Source organism: Janthinobacterium sp. Bl 1, assembly GCF_058215535.1.
The window spans coordinates 5,379,506-5,395,775 of sequence record NZ_CM177086.1 but is presented as its reverse complement, the minus strand read 5'-3'; the positions used below and the strand labels follow the sequence as shown (position 1 = coordinate 5,395,775).

At 62.5% G+C, this 16,270-nt stretch carries 16 protein-coding genes and 1 other RNA gene; 8 read left to right on the top strand and 9 right to left on the bottom strand.

The features are described from left to right. Positions 1-305: 305 nt before the first annotated feature. The 5 genes from AC4BCN_RS24355 (at position 306) to AC4BCN_RS24335 (ending at position 2,570) form a co-directional block, all read left to right on the top strand. Entirely contained in the window at positions 306-1,052 is a 747-nt protein-coding gene (locus tag AC4BCN_RS24355; RefSeq protein ID WP_490491945.1) for a hypothetical protein, read from the top strand. 156 nt (positions 1,053-1,208) lie between these two features. Continuing rightward, entirely contained in the window at positions 1,209-1,472 is a 264-nt protein-coding gene (locus AC4BCN_RS24350) for a hypothetical protein (RefSeq protein WP_034747342.1), read from the top strand. Beyond that, positions 1,472-1,783, top strand: coding sequence for a cell division protein ZapA (locus tag AC4BCN_RS24345; protein WP_034747344.1), 312 nt, complete (start codon positions 1,472-1,474; stop codon positions 1,781-1,783). Before AC4BCN_RS24350 ends, AC4BCN_RS24345 begins: the two co-directional genes overlap by 1 nt. A 54-nt stretch (positions 1,784-1,837) precedes the next feature. After that, a non-coding RNA gene (gene ssrS, locus AC4BCN_RS24340) (6S RNA) lies at positions 1,838-2,015 on the top strand. 90 nt (positions 2,016-2,105) lie between these two features. Next, positions 2,106-2,570, top strand: a complete 465-nt coding sequence (locus AC4BCN_RS24335; RefSeq protein WP_490491944.1) for an EVE domain-containing protein — start codon at positions 2,106-2,108, stop codon at positions 2,568-2,570. Here AC4BCN_RS24335 and AC4BCN_RS24330 read toward each other — a convergent pair. From AC4BCN_RS24330 to AC4BCN_RS24320, 3 genes are all read right to left on the bottom strand, one after another. Continuing rightward, entirely contained in the window at positions 2,567-4,063 is a 1,497-nt protein-coding gene (locus AC4BCN_RS24330; RefSeq protein ID WP_490491943.1) for a GGDEF domain-containing protein, read from the bottom strand. The two genes, AC4BCN_RS24335 and AC4BCN_RS24330, sit on opposite strands and share 4 nt — an antisense overlap. A gap of 161 nt (positions 4,064-4,224) precedes the next feature. Next, complete coding sequence (gene lgt / locus AC4BCN_RS24325; protein WP_490491942.1) at positions 4,225-5,055, bottom strand: prolipoprotein diacylglyceryl transferase; 831 nt, start codon at positions 5,053-5,055, stop codon at positions 4,225-4,227. An 80-nt stretch (positions 5,056-5,135) separates the two neighbouring features. Beyond that, a complete protein-coding gene (locus AC4BCN_RS24320) occupies positions 5,136-6,047 on the bottom strand; it encodes a LysR substrate-binding domain-containing protein (RefSeq protein WP_490493630.1) in 912 nt (303 codons plus the stop codon). 174 nt (positions 6,048-6,221) lie between these two features. Between AC4BCN_RS24320 and ilvD the strand changes: the two genes are divergently transcribed. Then, a complete protein-coding gene (gene ilvD / locus AC4BCN_RS24315; protein ID WP_331776913.1) occupies positions 6,222-8,087 on the top strand; it encodes a dihydroxy-acid dehydratase in 1,866 nt (621 codons plus the stop codon). 223 nt (positions 8,088-8,310) lie between these two features. Further along, positions 8,311-8,622: a c-type cytochrome gene (locus AC4BCN_RS24310; RefSeq protein ID WP_034747381.1), complete on the top strand. Its 312-nt coding sequence runs from the start codon at positions 8,311-8,313 to the stop codon at positions 8,620-8,622. Positions 8,623-8,643: 21 nt separating this feature from the next. Here AC4BCN_RS24310 and AC4BCN_RS24305 read toward each other — a convergent pair whose 3' ends face one another. Further along, positions 8,644-9,645: an NAD-dependent epimerase/dehydratase family protein gene (locus AC4BCN_RS24305; RefSeq protein ID WP_490491941.1), complete on the bottom strand. Its 1,002-nt coding sequence runs from the start codon at positions 9,643-9,645 to the stop codon at positions 8,644-8,646. Positions 9,646-9,736: 91 nt separating this feature from the next. Here AC4BCN_RS24305 and AC4BCN_RS24300 point away from each other — a divergent pair, with 91 nt between their 5' ends. Beyond that, positions 9,737-10,639 carry a LysR family transcriptional regulator gene (locus AC4BCN_RS24300; protein ID WP_490491940.1) on the top strand — a complete coding sequence of 301 codons (903 nt, stop codon included), beginning with the start codon at positions 9,737-9,739 and terminating at the stop codon, positions 10,637-10,639. Here AC4BCN_RS24300 and AC4BCN_RS24295 read toward each other — a convergent pair. The 5 genes from AC4BCN_RS24295 to folD form a co-directional block, all read right to left on the bottom strand. Continuing rightward, the gene (locus AC4BCN_RS24295) at positions 10,632-11,774 is read right to left on the bottom strand and encodes a branched-chain amino acid ABC transporter substrate-binding protein (RefSeq protein WP_139091054.1); all 1,143 of its coding nucleotides are present in this window, start codon (positions 11,772-11,774) and stop codon (positions 10,632-10,634) included. The genes AC4BCN_RS24300 and AC4BCN_RS24295 overlap by 8 nt on opposite strands. Positions 11,775-12,053: 279 nt before the next feature. Further along, on the bottom strand, positions 12,054-12,431 hold the full coding sequence (locus AC4BCN_RS24290; protein WP_128142120.1) for a DUF2486 family protein: 378 nt from the start codon (positions 12,429-12,431) through the stop codon (positions 12,054-12,056). Continuing rightward, the gene (locus tag AC4BCN_RS24285) at positions 12,428-12,853 is read right to left on the bottom strand and encodes a DNA polymerase III subunit chi (RefSeq protein ID WP_490491939.1); all 426 of its coding nucleotides are present in this window, start codon (positions 12,851-12,853) and stop codon (positions 12,428-12,430) included. Before AC4BCN_RS24285 ends, AC4BCN_RS24290 begins: the two co-directional genes overlap by 4 nt. Positions 12,854-12,858: 5 nt before the next feature. After that, the gene (locus AC4BCN_RS24280; RefSeq protein ID WP_490491938.1) at positions 12,859-14,928 is read right to left on the bottom strand and encodes a M3 family metallopeptidase; all 2,070 of its coding nucleotides are present in this window, start codon (positions 14,926-14,928) and stop codon (positions 12,859-12,861) included. A 50-nt stretch (positions 14,929-14,978) separates the two neighbouring features. Continuing rightward, the gene (gene folD / locus AC4BCN_RS24275) at positions 14,979-15,824 is read right to left on the bottom strand and encodes a bifunctional methylenetetrahydrofolate dehydrogenase/methenyltetrahydrofolate cyclohydrolase FolD (protein ID WP_034747393.1); all 846 of its coding nucleotides are present in this window, start codon (positions 15,822-15,824) and stop codon (positions 14,979-14,981) included. Positions 15,825-16,270: the final 446 nt, after the last annotated feature.

The window sequence follows — 16,270 nt, the reverse complement described above, 5'->3', positions numbered from 1 at the left end:
GAAAGAGTTTGTTAGCACTCTCTACTAACGAGTGCTAATTATAGGGACGGTAGGGGGCTTATTCAAGGGCTTATTCTCCGGGAAGATAAGCTTAGACGTTCTGCGCAGCCTGCATTTACGCAGGGTTTGCGCAAACGCAAGCCTCGTTCCCGGGCGTCAGCAACAGGCGCGACTCTAGCATGCCCGTCAGGCGAACGGCGTTCCTGTACGTACAGGAAACACAGTTTTACTATGGACTTTGATAAGATGATTGTAATTGCATATCAATATCGCCACACATCCTTATCTGCAGCAGAAAGCACACCATGCCATTGACCACTTCCCATCCCGCCCTGCGCCTGCTGGGCGCCACTGTTCTCGGCCTTGCCTGCCTGGGCAATGCCGCCGCGCAAACGCCCACCATCGTCGACGAGATCACCGTGGCCGCCTTGACGCCGCAGGAAAAGGAAAGACTGCTGAACGACCTGTTCAACGATCTGAACAAGGACGACGATGACCAGGAAGCGCACGTGTGGGACAACGGCGGCGACCGCGGCGTGCTGGTCAAAGTCACGTATAACTTCAGCAACTCGGGCATGACGGAACACAGCCTGAAGGCGCACATCTGCCGCGACCTGAAATTCGTCGTCACGGCCGGTGACAAGTCGCAGGACTTGAGCCGCCGTACCTGTTCGCAGAGCAGCGGCCGCTGGGATGTGCAGGGCAAGGATCCGGCGCCCGTCGTGTATCCGCCTTTCCTGTCCGACGTCACCATCGCCAAGCTGAATGCCAAGGAAAAGCAAGCCCTGTTGACGGCCGCCGTGCGCACTTTGAAAGATGAAGAGGATGGCAAGACGCGCCAGTGGAGCAACAAGGGACTGGGCAATGCGGTACCGCTGGCGGTGCGCCTGACGCCCTCGCTGACGGACGGCAAACCTGGCAGCTACGGCCGTACTTGCCGCGATTTGACGATGGTGCTTGACGGCAAGGGTGGACAACAGACGCTGACGCGCCGCTCTTGTGAAAACCGCTATGGCGGACTCGATATCGAACCCGATTACGTCGACGAGTAAAACGCTGCCATCACGGCGCTGACAGATGCGCGCACTTGGCGAAAAGCGCCGGAAAAAGCGTGTATTTCACGGCAACTGACCTGCATTGATGTAAATATGTGTGACAGCGGCGTGATTCGATTGACGCCCATGGAGCGTCCGCCCTATAGTGGCGGGATGATTTCCGAATTCAACGAATTATCCGACAAAATAGGCCTGCTGGCCGAAATGACCCATGCGCTGCGCCGTGAAAACGCGCAACTGCGCAAGGACAATGCCGCGCTGGCCGCCGAGAACGCCCTGTACGTGCAGCGCATGCGCGAGGCGCAGGAGCGGGTCGAAGCGTTGCTGGAAAAAATTCCCGAACTGGTGCAAGCCGGCCTGGAGCAAGCCGCTTCGGAAGCGGGCGCCTATATTGCCGAGAACGAGAAGGAAGCGTGATGCCGCGTGTCGATGTCAATATCATGGGCCAGTCCTACAGCATGGTGTGCCGCGACGGCGAAGAGCGCGCGCTGCGCGAAGCGGCGATCTATCTCGATAGCAAAATGAAAGCCATCCGCGACGCGGGCAAGGTCAAGGGCAATGACCGCATCGCCGTGCTGGCCGCCCTGGGCGTGGCTGCGGAGTTCCTCTCCGTGAAGTCGCCGCAAGGTCCGCTGTCGGAATTGACGATCCTGGAAGTGAAGCAGAAAATCTCGGCCATGCACACGGTATTGGATAGCGCTCTGACGCCCCAGGAAAACCTTTTTTAAGCGTGCACGCGACGATTTGTCTTTGCGATGCGCGATCAAAGGAGTAAACTTGGGTCTACCCTGCGGTGTTCGCGATTGCCATATATTCCTTGAACCATTTATGCGCATCGGTTGCGAATTTTGTTTGATGGGAGTGAGCGTCGCTCGTTCGACGAACCCGAAATTGAACTAACGTGACCACCTTGAACCGTTTGGTTCGGGATGCCGGCATAGCGGCACAGGCGGGGCCCAATTCGCAGTAACTTGGTAGTACAACTGAAAACGGTTGCAGCATTGATGCGCAACCGTTTTTTTACGCCTGTCGCTTTGATACGGAGTCTGCATGAAACAATACTGGCTGATGAAATCCGAACCCGATGAAGTGAGCATCGACGACCTGATGGCCGCGCCTAAACACACCATGCCGTGGTTCGGCGTGCGCAACTACCAGGCGCGCAACTTCATGCGTGATGGCATGCGGCCTGGCGATGGCGTGCTGTTCTATCACTCGAGCTGCCCGCAGCCGGGCGTGGCCGGCGTGGCCGAAGTGGCCAGCGGCGCCTATCCCGATCACAGCCAGTTTGAAGAGGGTGGCAAATATTTCGATGCCAAGGCCACGCCGGAGCAGCCGCGCTGGATCAGCGTCGACGTGCGCGGCGTAAAGAAGACGGCGCTGCTGCCCCTGTCCGAGATGCGCCAGATGCCGGAACTGGAAGACATGCTGCTGCTCAAGAAAGGCAGCCGGCTGTCGATCACGCCCGTGACGCCGGCGCAATGGAAAGTGATTACCAATAAGCTGAAAGGCTAGGCTTCGACCCGGTTGCGGCCATTCTGCTTGGCCCGGTACAGGGCCTGGTCGGCGGCGGCCAGCAATTGTTCCGGCGTCTGTCCTGCGTCGCTCAAGGCCAGGCCGATGCTGGCCGTTACCAGGCCGCCGCGCGACGGCGCGTGGACGATGGCGGCCGCGGCGATCGCTTCCTGCATCTTGTGCGCCACGGCCAGCGCGCCGTCGCCATCGGTGGCGGGCAGGATGGCGGCAAACTCCTCGCCGCCGAAGCGGGCCGCCAGGTCGCTGGCGCGCGGCAGCGCCGAGTGCAGGGCGGCCGCGATCCGCACCAGGCAGGCGTCGCCATACGGGTGGCCGAAGGTATCGTTGAGGCTCTTGAAGAAATCGATATCGATGATCAACAGGGCCAGCCCTTGATGGTTGCGCGCGGTGCGCTGCCACTCCAGCTGTAATGTCTGGTCGAAGCAGCGCCGGTTGGCGATGCCCGTCAAGCCATCCGTCAGCGACAGCTTTTCCAGCTTGTCATGCGCGGCGCGCAAGGCCAGTTCGCTTTGCATGTAGCGGCTTTGCAAAGTGGCCGAGCGCAGCGCGTGGACCAGCAGCGCGAGGAACAGCGACGCCGCCGCCAGGTAGAAATGCGCGCGCATGACGGCAAAGCCCAAGCCCAGCAAGGCGGCCGTAAAGAAGATGGGACTGAAATTGTCGATCAGCAGGGTCAGCTTTTGCGGGGCTTGCTGCGCCTGCGTACTTTCGGCTGCGGACTGCGCCGCCGTGACGCGCGTGGCCAGCAACACCAGCAGCAGGAATGGCAGGCTCGGCAGCACTTCGCTCCATGCTTGCGTCACGCCATGCAGGGTCAGATAGTTATATGTGGCTGCGCAGCCCGCATAGCACCACAAAAACACCGTCAGGAACAGGTAAAAGCGGCCTTGCCCGCCATCGCGGCGGTGCGCCAGCAGGCGCAGCGAAGCGCAGCAGGCCAGTACCAGGTTTTCCACGTTGTAGGTCAGCACCAGCAGGCTGGCGGGAATCGGCGCGATCGAGCGCTGGTCGAATGGCGACACGGAAAAGATGACCGTATAAGCCAGGTAGGCCGCCAGCAGCACCTGCACGGCATCGAGCCATTGCAAGGTGCGCGAGGGATGGTTGTGCGTTACGGACGAGATGGCCAGCAGCAGGGGCGCGCCATACATGAAATAGGCGAAATCGGAAAAATACGTGGCGTCGGAGGCCACTTGTCCGCTCAGATCCTGCCAGGCCGACAATATCATGCCCGTGCTCCAGAACAGCATGGCCACGGCGAACAGGGCCCAGCCTGTCCTGGCGGCGCCTGCCGCGCTGACGTAGGCGCAGCGGCAACAGGCGGCCAGCGCCAGCAGGGGCGAGACAATACTGAATGCATAGCTGACGTACGGGGCGCGCGTGCCTGCCCAGGCCATCAAGGCCAGCTGGGCCAACACATAGCAGGTGGCCAGCGCAATCGAGCATGTCAGCTTTCGCCCTGCAGGCGGCATGGCAAGGCACTCCCCGGTGGCGTCGTGAAAACGATGATACCGAGATGTCAACGGCAAGTCTATTCCACGAGAAAATTTAATTGCGTTGAGGGAAATGTTGCCGGAAGGAGGCGGAGGGAAAGTGGCGCGCCTGCCTGGCGCGCCACCGGGGGACAGTGGTTTTACGTGTTTGCCGGACGCGCCTTGGTGGGAGGGGTGCCCATTACCTGGCTTTTATACGCCCACACCAGCAGCGCGATGGCGCCGACGATCATCGGCAGGGACAGCATCTGGCCCGACGTGATCGGCACGCCCAGCCACACGACTTCCCAGTCCGGCGTGCGGAAGTATTCGGTGAAGAAGCGCGCGCAGCCGTACAGCAGGGTAAACATGGCGCCCACGGCCATGCGCGGACGCTGCTTGCGCGCAAACAGCCACAGGATGATGAAGACCAGGATGCCGTCGACCAGCATCTGGTAGAGCGGCGACGGGTGCACGGGATACGGAATGCCTGGCCACTGCATGGCCCACGGCAGGGTTTCCGGCGCGATGCGGCCCGGCAGTTCGGCATTGATGAAGTTACCCAGACGGCCGGCCGCATAGCCGAGTGGCACCAGCGGGGCGATGAAGTCGAGCACGTCGAACAGGTTGCGGCCCGCCTTGCGGCCCCACAGATACATGGCCAGGATGACGCCGAGGAAGCCGCCATGGAAGGACATGCCGCCATGCCAGACCATGAAGATCTCAAGCGGGTTGTGCATGAAATATTCGGGACGGTAGAACAGCACTTCGCCCAGGCGCCCGCCGATTACCACGCCCAGCATGCCGTAGAACAGCATGTCATCGAGGTCTTCCTTCTTCCAGCCCAGCACGGCGATGTGCGGCTGCTTGATGCGCACTCTGCCCAGGATAATGAACAGGGCAAAGGCCAGCACATACATCAGACCGTACCAGTGCACGGCGAGCGGGCCGATCTGGATGGCTATCGGGTCGGGCATCGGGTGTATCAGCATGGGGTTTCTTTCTTTGTTTAAAGCCAAGGTTGCGTAGTATGGGGGCGCTGGCCGTTTTTTGTCTTAGCGGCCACTTAATTTTAATCGGCGGCTGCGCCGATCTGCTTGCGCAGCAGCGCCAAAAAACCTTGCAGCACGGCGGACGGATTGTCGCGGCGCCAGGCCAGGCCTGTTTCCACCAGCGGCGTGGCGTCCTGCAGCGGCCTGTATTCTACGCCCGGGCGCATCAGATTCGATACCGATTGTGGCACAAGCGCGATGCCCATGCCAGCCGAGACGAGGCTGACGATGGTTTGCATCTGGATCGCTTCCTGGCCGATCTGCGGCGTGATGCCGGCCGCGCGGAAGACGCCAAGAATGGCGTCGTGCAGGGCGGGAGAAATGGCGCGCGGGAAAACGATCAAGGGCAGGGGCGGCACGTCGCACAGGCGCACGGGGCCCGGCGTATTCAATATGCCGAGGCCGGACGGCGCGGCCAGTACCAGCGGTTCGGCCAGCACGGGCAGGTAATCGAGTTCCCCTTTTGCCTTCTCGGGTAGCGGGGGGATCAACAGGCCCGCATCCGTGCGCCCGGCCAGCAGTTCGTCGAGCTGCAGGTCCGAGGTGGCTTCCTGTAGCTGGATGTGCACTTGCGGATAGGCCGCCTGGTACGCGCGCAGCAATGGCGGCAGCACGCTGTAGTCGGCCGACGAGACGAAGGCCAGGCTCAGCCGTCCCGCCTCGCCCTGTGCGGCCCGCCGTACCAGCGCGGGCAAATCCTGCGCCTGCGCCAGCAGCCGGCGCGCTTCGGGCAGCAGGGCCGTGCCGGCCGGCGTCAGCTGCACCTCGCGCCGCGTGCGCACGAACAGCGGCGCGCCCAGCAATTCTTCCAGCGCCATGATGGTTTGCGACAGGGGCGGTTGCGTCATGTGCAGGCGCGCGGCGGCGCGGCCGAAGTGCAATTCTTCGGCGACGGTGACAAAGTAGCGCAGCTGGCGCAGTTCCAGGTTCATATGTGTTTCCATGCGGATTGATTGCTGTGATATGTAAAACGACTCACAGACGCGTGCATCATATATTTGACAGTGGGGCGTGCGCAAGGCAATCTGGCGTACCCCCACTGCATGCAGGGTTTTACTGCAGATCCGCACAGTCAGGCACCAATCACTTTTCGGAAGGTCCCCATCATGCCGCAATACCGCTCCCGCACCACCACCCACGGCCGCAACATGGCTGGCGCCCGCGCCCTGTGGCGCGCCACCGGCATGAAGGACGGCGACTTCGACAAGCCGATCATCGCCGTCGTCAACTCGTTCACCCAGTTCGTGCCCGGTCACGTGCATTTGAAAGACCTGGGACAGATGGTGGCGCGCGAAATCGAAGCGGCCGGCGGCGTGGCCAAGGAATTCAATACCATCGCCGTCGATGACGGCATCGCCATGGGCCATGGCGGCATGCTGTATTCGCTGCCGTCGCGCGACCTGATCGCCGACTCCGTCGAATACATGGTCAATGCCCACTGCGCCGACGCGATGGTCTGCATCTCGAACTGCGACAAGATCACGCCGGGCATGCTGATGGCCGCCATGCGCATCAATATCCCCGTCGTCTTCATCTCGGGCGGGCCGATGGAAGCGGGCAAGGTCGTCAAGGTTGTTAACGGCAGCCAGAAGATCATCAAGCTGGACCTGGTCGACGCCATGATCAAGGCGGGCGATAGCACCGTGTCCGACGCCGACGTGGCGGAAATCGAACGCTCGGCCTGTCCGACCTGCGGTTCCTGCTCCGGCATGTTTACAGCCAATTCGATGAACTGTCTGACCGAGGCGCTGGGCCTGGCCCTGCCCGGCAACGGCACGATTCTGGCCACGCACTCGGACCGCCAGCAGCTGTTCCTGCGCGCGGGCCGTTTGATCGTCGAACTGGCCAAGCGCCACTACGAGCAGGACGATTATTCGGTGCTGCCACGCTCGATCGCCACCAAGGCCGCGTTTGAAAACGCCATGGCGCTCGACGTCTCCATGGGCGGCTCGACCAACACCGTGCTGCACTTGCTGGCCGCCGCGCACGAGGCGGAAGTGGAATTCACGATGGCCGACATCGACCGCATCTCGCGCAAGGTGCCGTGCCTGTGCAAGGTCGCGCCGATGACGGACAAATACCATATCGAAGACGTGCACCGCGCGGGCGGTATCGTGGGCATCCTGGGCGAACTGGCGCGCGCCGGCCTGCTCAACACGACTCTGCCGACGATCCACGCGCCGACCCTGGCCGACGCCATCGCGCAAAACGACATCAAGTGCACGGACGATCCTGCCGTGCATGAACTGTTCCGCGCCGCGCCGGGCGGCGTGCCAACGCAGACCGCGTTCTCGCAGTCGGAGCGTTTTGCGGCAGTCGACACGGACCGCAGCACGGGCTGCATCCGCGACAAGGCCCACGCCTATTCGCAGGATGGCGGCCTGGCCGTCTTGTATGGCAACCTGGCCGAAAAGGGCTGCATCGTCAAGACGGCAGGCGTCGACGAAAGTATCTTGAAATTCTCGGGCAAGGCGCGCGTGTTCGAAAGCCAGGATGCGGCCGTCGCTGCCATCCTGGAAGACACCGTGCATGAAGGCGACGTCGTGATCATCCGCTACGAAGGCCCGAAAGGCGGCCCCGGCATGCAGGAAATGCTGTACCCGACCTCGTACATCAAGTCGAAGGGCCTGGGCAAGGCGTGCGCGCTGTTCACGGACGGGCGCTTCTCGGGCGGTTCCTCGGGCCTGGTGATTGGCCACGCTTCGCCGGAAGCGGCCGAAGGCGGCGCCATCGGTCTGGTGGAAGAGGGCGACTTCATCGATATCGACATCCCCGAGCGCACCATCAACCTGCGCGTGACGGATGCCGAACTGGCCGCGCGCCGCGCCGCCATGGAAGCGAAGGGCGACGCGGCCTGGCTGCCCGTCAACCGCGACCGCTATGTCTCGCAGGCGCTGCAGGCGTATGCGGCGCTGACGACGTCGGCCGACCGGGGCGCCGTGCGCGACCTGTCGCAGTTGAAGAAGCGCTGATCTGTTGCGCAGGTAAGACAAGCGGCCCCGATCTACTGCGCGGGGCCGCTTGTCGTTACATCGCCTTACAAACAACATGGTCATGGACGCGCAGATGGGGCAGAATATGAATGCCTAATCGCTACTACACTGCGTTACTACATTGAAACGCTTGATCTGGGCTCGTGGTGCATCTGCGGAAACACAGTAGAATGCCGCAGGAAGTAACTTTGGAGAAAAGACAATGAAACGTTTTATGTTGGTGAGTGTATTGACCGTATCGGCTCTGGCATCGCAAGCAGCGTTGGCCAATCCGGATCTGGCGAAAGCAAAAAACTGCATGGCTTGCCATGCGGTGAGCACGAAACTGGTGGGCCCTGCGTTCAAGGACGTGGCTGCCAAGTACGCTGGCCAGAAAGACGCTGAAAACAAGCTCGTGGCGAAAGTCATGAAGGGCGGTTCCGGCACCTGGGGCGCGATCCCGATGCCAGCGAACCCGCAAGTGAGCGATGCTGAAGCCCACACCCTGGTCAAATGGGTACTGGCACAGAAATAATCTGTGCCGCAGTACCTGCAATTAGCGCGCCGGCAATCCCGGCGCGTTTTTTTTGCCCGCGACCTTTTGCAGATTGCCCAGGCCTTCCAGTGTCGCCCGCACCGCCTCGTCGAGCGGCGTATGCGGCTCCCGGCCCAGCACCGCCAGCAGCCGCGCATTCTCCATGCACAAAGGAGTTTGCCACAGATAGCGCATCTCGCGCATTTCACGCAGGGTCGGCACGAACGGCGACGCCAGCGCCACCAGCCACCACGGGAAACGCCCGATGGCGGGTGCAGCTCCCGTCGCTTGTTCCACCACGCGCGCAATCGCCCCCGTCATTTGCCGGCCGTCGTGGTCCCAGTGGCCGGCCATGTTAAAGCGGGAGAATGCGGGCAAGGTGGCGCGCATGGCCAGCAATTGCAGCATCGTGCGCGCCACGTCGGGCAGGTAGGACCACTGGTGGCCGATGCCGGGCAGGCCCGGATACAGCACGCTGCGCACCCCCTGGCCCGGTTTCACCAAACCCTGCGAAAACCAGTTATTGCCGGCGCGGGGGCCGAAGAAGTCGCCCGCGCGCACGATGATGACCCTGGCGCCCTGCGTGGCGGCCCATTCCAGCCGCGCTTCCAGTTCCACACGGATGGCGCCCTTGCGCGTCTGCGGGCGTTGCGGCGCGTCTTCCGCCAGCACGGGAAAGGCGTCGGGGCCGAAGTTGTACACGGTGCCCGGCAGCACGATGGTGGCGTTTTCGGCAATCGCCGCAGAAATCGTGTTGTCGAGCATGGGCAGCACCAGCTGGCCCCAGTTGCGGTAACCGGGCGGGTTGACGGCGTGCACGATGACGGCGCAGCCTTTGGCGGCCGCCAGCACGTCCGCGCGCGATAGCGCGTCGCCGCGCAGCCATTCAATGCCGTCGCCGCGTGGCGATGGTGTTGTTCCCCGCGTCAAGGCACGCACCTGCCAGCCCGTCGCCAGGAGCTGGCGCACCATCTCGCCGCCGATGCCGCCTGTGGCGCCCAGTACCAATGCTGTTTTGTCCATATTGTCCTCCGTGTGGTTGATGAGGCCAGTATCTGCCGCGCAGGACTAATTGGGAATTGACGAGCATCGACCACAGGCTATACATTTATGTATGACTACCTCGATTGCCTGGGAATACTACCGTTCACTGCTGGCCGTGCTCAAGCACGGCTCCTTGTCCGGCGCGGCCCGCGCGCTGGCCATCACGCAACCGACCGTCGGCCGGCATATCGCCGCGCTCGAGCAGGCACTGGGCGCGACCCTGTTCACGCGCTCCCAGCTGGGCTTGCTCCCCACGGAAGTGGCGCTGGCGCTACGGCCCCATGCGGAAACCATGGAACATACGGCCGCCCTGATGGAGCGCGCCGCCAGCAGCCAGGGGCAGGGCGTGGCCGGTGTCGTGCGCGTCGCGGCCAGCGAAGTGGTGGGCGTGGAGGTACTGCCGCCCATCCTGGCCAGCTTGCGCGCGCGCCATCCGGACCTGGTCATTGAATTGGTATTGAGTAACAAGGTGCAGGATTTGCTGCGCCGCGAGGCGGACATCGCCGTGCGCATGCTGCGGCCCCGCCAGGAGCAGCTGGTGGCGCGCAAGGTGGGCGATATCGAACTGGGCCTGCACGCGCACATGGACTACCTGGCGCGGCACGGCACGCCGCTGGCACTGGCCGATCTGGCGCAGCATGCCGTCATCGGCTACGACGAGGCGAGCCCCTTCGTGCGCAACGCGGGTGCAGCCTTCCAGGGATTTACGCGGGAAAATTTTGCCTGGCGCAGCGACAGCGACCTGGCGCAACTGGCCCTGATACGGGCAGGTGCCGGCATCGGCGTGTGCCAGGCGGGGCTGGCGGCGCGCGATCCGGCCCTGCGGCGCGTGTTGCCGCAGGCGTTTGCGCTACCGATGGAAACGTGGATCACCATGCATGCAGACTTGCGCGGCAGCCTGCGCTGCCGCGCCACCTTCGACGCGCTGGCCGAAGGCTTGCAGGCTTACGTGGCGACGCAGCCGCTTACTTGACCACTTCCATTTTTGTCTTCTTGCCGTCACGATACGTGAACAAGGTCAGCGCGCCATCCTTGATGTCGCCGTTGGCATCGAACGAGATGGGGCCCGTCACGCCCTGGTACTGCACCTTGGCCAGGAACGGCAGGTAGACGGACGGTTTCGACGATTTGGCGTCGGCCATGGCGGTGGCCATGGTCATCACGGCATCGTAGACGTATGGCGCGTACAGCTGCACTTCCATGTTGTACTTTTGCTTGTAGCGGGCGCGGAAATCATCCATGCCTTTTTGCTGCGCGCCCGTCACGCCGCCCGCTTCCGCGCAGGTGACCATGTCTTCGCCAACGGCGTCGCCGGCCAGCTTGCCCAGCGGTTCCGTGCACAGGCCGTCGCCGCCCATGAACTTGGCCTTGATGCCAAGCGCCTTCATCTGGCGCAGCATGGGGCCGCCCACAGAATCCATGCCGCCAAAGAAGACCAGGTCGGGATTTTTCGACTTGATGCTCGTCAGGATGGCATTGAAGTCCGTCGCGTTGGCATTGGTAAATTCCTTGCCGACGATTTGCACGCCAGGTGCCGCCTTCTTGGCGCCTTTGACGAACTGTTCCGCCACGCCCTGGCCGTAAGCCGTGCGGTCATCGATGACGGCGATTTTCTTCGCTTGCAGCTTGCCCACGGCATACGCGCCCAAAGTTCCCCCCAGCTTGTTGTCATTGGCCACCACGCGGAAGGCCGTGTTGAATTTCTGCTGGGTGTACGTCGGGTTGGTGGCGGCCGGTGAAATCTGCGGAATGCCGGCATTGAAGTAAATGCGCGAGGCGGGAATCGTCGTGCCCGAGTTCAGGTGGCCGACGACGCCGTTGACCTTGGCGTCGACCAGCTTTTGCGCCACGGCCGTGCCCTGCTTGGGATCGGCTGCGTCATCTTCGGGTACCAGCACAAATTTCACGGCTTTGCCGTCGATCTTGAAGCCTTTGGCGTTCAAGTCCTCGATGGCCATCTTGGCCGCGTTCTCGTTATCCTTGCCCAGGTGGGAGCTGGCGCCAGAGACCGGGGCGACGTGGCCTATCTTGATGATTTCCTGTGCGCCCGCATGGCCGGCAAAAGCGAGGGCGAGGGCGAGAGGAAGGACTTTGGTCTTGAGCAGCATAAACATTCTCCAATGGATAAAGATACGGCGGCGTCTCGTGAAAACCGCTTCGACAGGCGGTACGTGTGAAGAAAGGTACAACAAAAAACAGGCGGCGCAAAGCCGCATTTCGGGCTTTTTACATTTTGTCGCAACAATCACCAAAGTGAGGCGCGATGCACCGATTTCGCAGGCGCGAGCGCACCAAAGAATGGCGTTGGAGGAAAGAATAGAGTAGGTCGGGTGAATAGAGTAGGTCGGGTTAGCGCGCAGCGCGTAACCCGACATTGCGCAGCATGCTCAGGCTTGCGCAGGTGGGTGCAAATGTCCCAGTTCATGACTGACCGCATGCGCCACGATCTGCTCCAGCGACTGCTGCAAGTCTTCGCGCAAAGCGCCCCGCATGCCGATCAGGGCGTTTTGCAGCGCCGTCTGCAGGACATGGGCGATGCGCTCTTCCAGCAGATGGTCGATCTTGCCCTGCACCTGATGCAGGATGCGCTGCGTCAGCCGCTGTTCGATGGCGTCCCAGTCGGGCTGCGCCACCGTTGGCGGCAACGCCGGCGCTTCCTCGACGGCAGGCGCCGCTGCGGCGGGCGCGACGGCCTCGGCCACTTCCGGCCCCAGCAGCACCTCCGTCAGCAGGGGGATGCCCTGGTCGAATGGCTGCTGGCTCATGTCTTCCCTGCCACGAAGTGGGTCGGCTGTACGTTTTGCTGGCGGTAGTGCAGGAAGCGCTGACGGCCCGCCTGCGCATCTTGCTCGTCGATGGAAACGATCTCGAAGACGCGCTGGAACTGCGCGTAATTGGCGGGCGGCAGCTGCGACAGGTTGACGAGGATGTCGTGATGCGGCAATTCCGCCGCTTCGTCATCGGTCAGGATGATGGGCGTTTGCGCCGCCAGCGGGTCGCCGGCCAGCACGTGCGGCAGGAAATCCGTGGCGGAAATGGTCCACATGGCGCTGTTCAAGGCGTCGATCTGGGCGCTGTCGGCCACCAGGACGACGACCTTGTTGCCGGCCATATAGGCCTTGCGCGCCAGGCGGCAGGCATACGCCAGCTTGTCCGGCACGTTGCTGTGAAAATCGACGCGGCTCATGGCGATCAAGCGGCCATGCCGCTGTGGCGCAGCAGGGCGTCGATGCTCGGCTCGCGGCCGCGGAAGGCCGTGAACGATTCCAGCGCGGGGCGCGAGCCGCCGACGGACAGGATTTCCTGCAAATAACGCTTGCCTGCCGCCGTGGTGGCGTCCGGTCCCAGCGCCTTGGCTTCTTCAAACGCCGCATAGGCGTCTGCGGACAGCACCTCGGCCCACTTGTAGCTGTAGTAGCCAGCCGCGTAGCCGCCGGCGAAGATATGCCCGAAGGCATTCTGGAAGCGGTTGAACGGGGGCGGGATGAGCAGCGAAAACTTGGCGCGCACGCCGTCGATCAGCTGCTGCACGCTCTGGCCCGTGCTGGCATCGTAGTCATAGTGCAAATGCATGTCGAGCAAGGAGAACTCCACCTGGCGCAGGGTTTGCAAGCCGGACTGGAAATTCTTGGCCGCCAGCATCTTGTCGTACAGCGCGCGCGGCAGCGGCTCGCCCGTGACGGCATGCGCCGTCATGTGCTCGAGCACTTCCCATTCCCAGCAGAAGTTTTCCATGAATTGCGATGGCAGTTCCACGGCATCCCATTCGACGCCGGCGATGCCCGACACGCCCAGTTCGTCGACGACGGTGAGCATATGGTGCAAGCCGTGGCCGAATTCGTGGAACAGGGTGATGACTTCATCATGCGTGAACAGGGCAGGCTGAGCCTTGCCGTCGACCACGGCCGGCTCCGTGAAATTGCAGGTCAGGTAGGCGATCGGCGTTTGCACGTGTTGCGCGTCGGCGCGGCGGCCGCGCGCGTCGTCCATCCAGGCGCCGCCGCTCTTGCCGGCGCGCGCATACAGATCCAGGTAGAACTGGCCGACCAGCTTGCCGTCGCGCTCGATGCGGTAAAAACGCACATCCTTGTGCCAGACGGGTGCCGTATCGGGTTTGATGTCGACGGTGAACAGGTTCTGGATCTGGCGGAACAGGCCGTCGATCACCTTGTGTTCAGGGAAGTACTGTTTGACTTCCTGGGCCGAGAACGCGTAGCGGCGTTCCTGCAGCTTTTCGGAAGCGTAAGGCACGTCCCACGCCTGCAGCTCGGCGATGCCCAGCTCTTCGCGGGCGAATTGTTTCAGTTCGGCCAAGTCCTTCTCGGCGAACGGACGCGCGCGCCTGGCCAGGTCTTCCAGGAAAGCGATGACTTGCGCGGGCGAGGTGGCCATTTTGGAGACGAGCGACACTTCGGCGAAATTGGCGTAGCCCAGCAGTTTTGCCTCTTCGTCGCGTAATTGCAACAGAGTGACGATATTCTGGGTATTGTCCCACTCCTCTTTCTTGCTGAAGACGTCGCCCTGGTCCGACGCCTTGGTGGCGTTGGCGCGGTAGATGGTCTCGCGCAGCGCGCGATTGTCGGCAAATTGCAGGATCGGGTAGTACGACGGGAAGTGCAGCGAGAATTCATAGCCCTGCTTGCCCGCTTTTTCGGCGGCGGCACGCGCGGCGGCTTTCACGTCGTCGGGCAGGCCGGCCAGTTCAAGCTCGTTCTCGACCAGCAACTTGTAGTCATTGGTGGCGTCAAGCACGTTTTCGGAAAAACGCGTCGAGACGGCCGCGTGTTCTTCCTGGATGGCGCCAAAGCGCTCTTTCTTATCCTCGGGCAACTCGGCGCCGCCCAGGCGGAAGTCGCGCACGGCATTGTCGACGATGCGTCGGCGCGCCGGCGACAGGCTGGCGAAATCGGCGCGGGCCTGCAACTGCTTGTATTTGCCAAACAGGATTTCGTTCTGGCCCAGCTCGGTCCAGAATTCCGTCACCTTGGGCTGGTTCGCATTGTAGGCGGCGCGCAGCTCGGGCGTGTCGACCACGCTATTCAAGTGGTTGACGATGCTCCAGGCGCGGCCCAAGGTTTCGGCGATGTGGTCCTGGGGCGCGACGAAGTTTTCCCAGCTCACTTCTTCCATGGGCGCTTCCAGCTGCGCCACCGTGGCGCGCGCCTGTTCCAAGAGGGTATCGATGGCAGGCGTGACATGCTCGTGCGTGATCGCATCGAAGCGTGGCAGGCCGGAAAAATCAAGCAGGGGATTGGTATTCATCGTCGGTTCCATCCATATATAAAAGGGCGGTCATGCCGCCCCGGTGATTCTTAAATGCGCTCGGCAGCCTCTACCGTGTTCATGAGCAACATAGTGATCGTCATCGGGCCAACACCACCGGGTACGGGGGTGATGTGGGAGGCGACTTCTTTCACGCCGGCAAAATCCACGTCGCCGCACAGCTTGCCTTCATCGTCGCGGTTCATGCCCACGTCGATGACGATGGCGCCCGGCTTGACCATGTCGGCCGTCAGGGTGTTGCGGCGGCCGACGGCGGCCACGACCACGTCCGCCTGGCGCGTGTACAGGCCCAGGTCCGGGGTCGCACTATGGCAGATGGTGACGGTTGCGTTCGCTTGCAAGAGCAGCAGGGCCATCGGCTTGCCGACCGTGTTGCTGCGGCCGATGACGACGGCGTGCTTGCCGCGCAAGTCCACGCCCGTGCTTTCGATCAGTTTCATGCAGCCGTATGGCGTGCACGGGCGGAAGCCGGGCAAGCCCGTCATCAGTTCGCCGGCGCTCAGGACGGAATAGCCATCGACGTCTTTCGTCGTGGCGATCGCTTCGATGACCTTGTGCGGGTTGATATGTTTTGGCAGCGGCATTTGCACGAGGATGCCATGGATGGCCGGATCGGTATTCAGGCTGGCGATGCGTGCCAGCAAGTCCGCTTCGGACAGGTCCGCTTCATATTTTTCCAGCACCGAGTGGAAACCCACGTCGCCGCACGCCTTGACCTTGTTGCGGACGTACACCTGGCTGGCCGGGTCTTCCCCGACGAGGATCACGGCCAGGCCGGGCTGGGTGCCCTTGGCCGTGAGGGCGGCGGCGCGCGTGGCGATCTCGCTGCGCAGTTTTTGGGAGAGGGCGATTCCGTCGATCAGTTGTGCTGGCATGGTAGGAGGCTGTGTGGGAGGGAAAAGACAGATTATAAAGCCGGGCGGTGCAAAGGGGCGGTTTTGGCTATGCCAAGCCCTTATAAAAGCGGGCCGGAGACGCGGGCCTGAGAAAATGCCGATGGCGGCGTTGCAGCTCCTTGCCGTACTGGCGTACTGTCTGCGTCGCTGCGCCTTGCCCTCGACATTTTTCAGGCCCGCTTGGCCCGGCATAAAAGCGGGCCAGAGACGCGGGCCTGAGAAAATGCCGATGGCGGCGTTGCAGCTCCTTGCCGTACTGGCGTACTGTCTGCGTCGCTGCGCCTTGCCCTCGACATTTTTCAGGCCCGCTTGGCCCGGTATGCCTGTGCGGACGACCGGGGTGTACATTCGTTTTTGGCACTCTGCTCACCCTAATTTCCAGACAGAATTTGCGGCAGTGCAGCATAAATTTCATAGGGTAATTT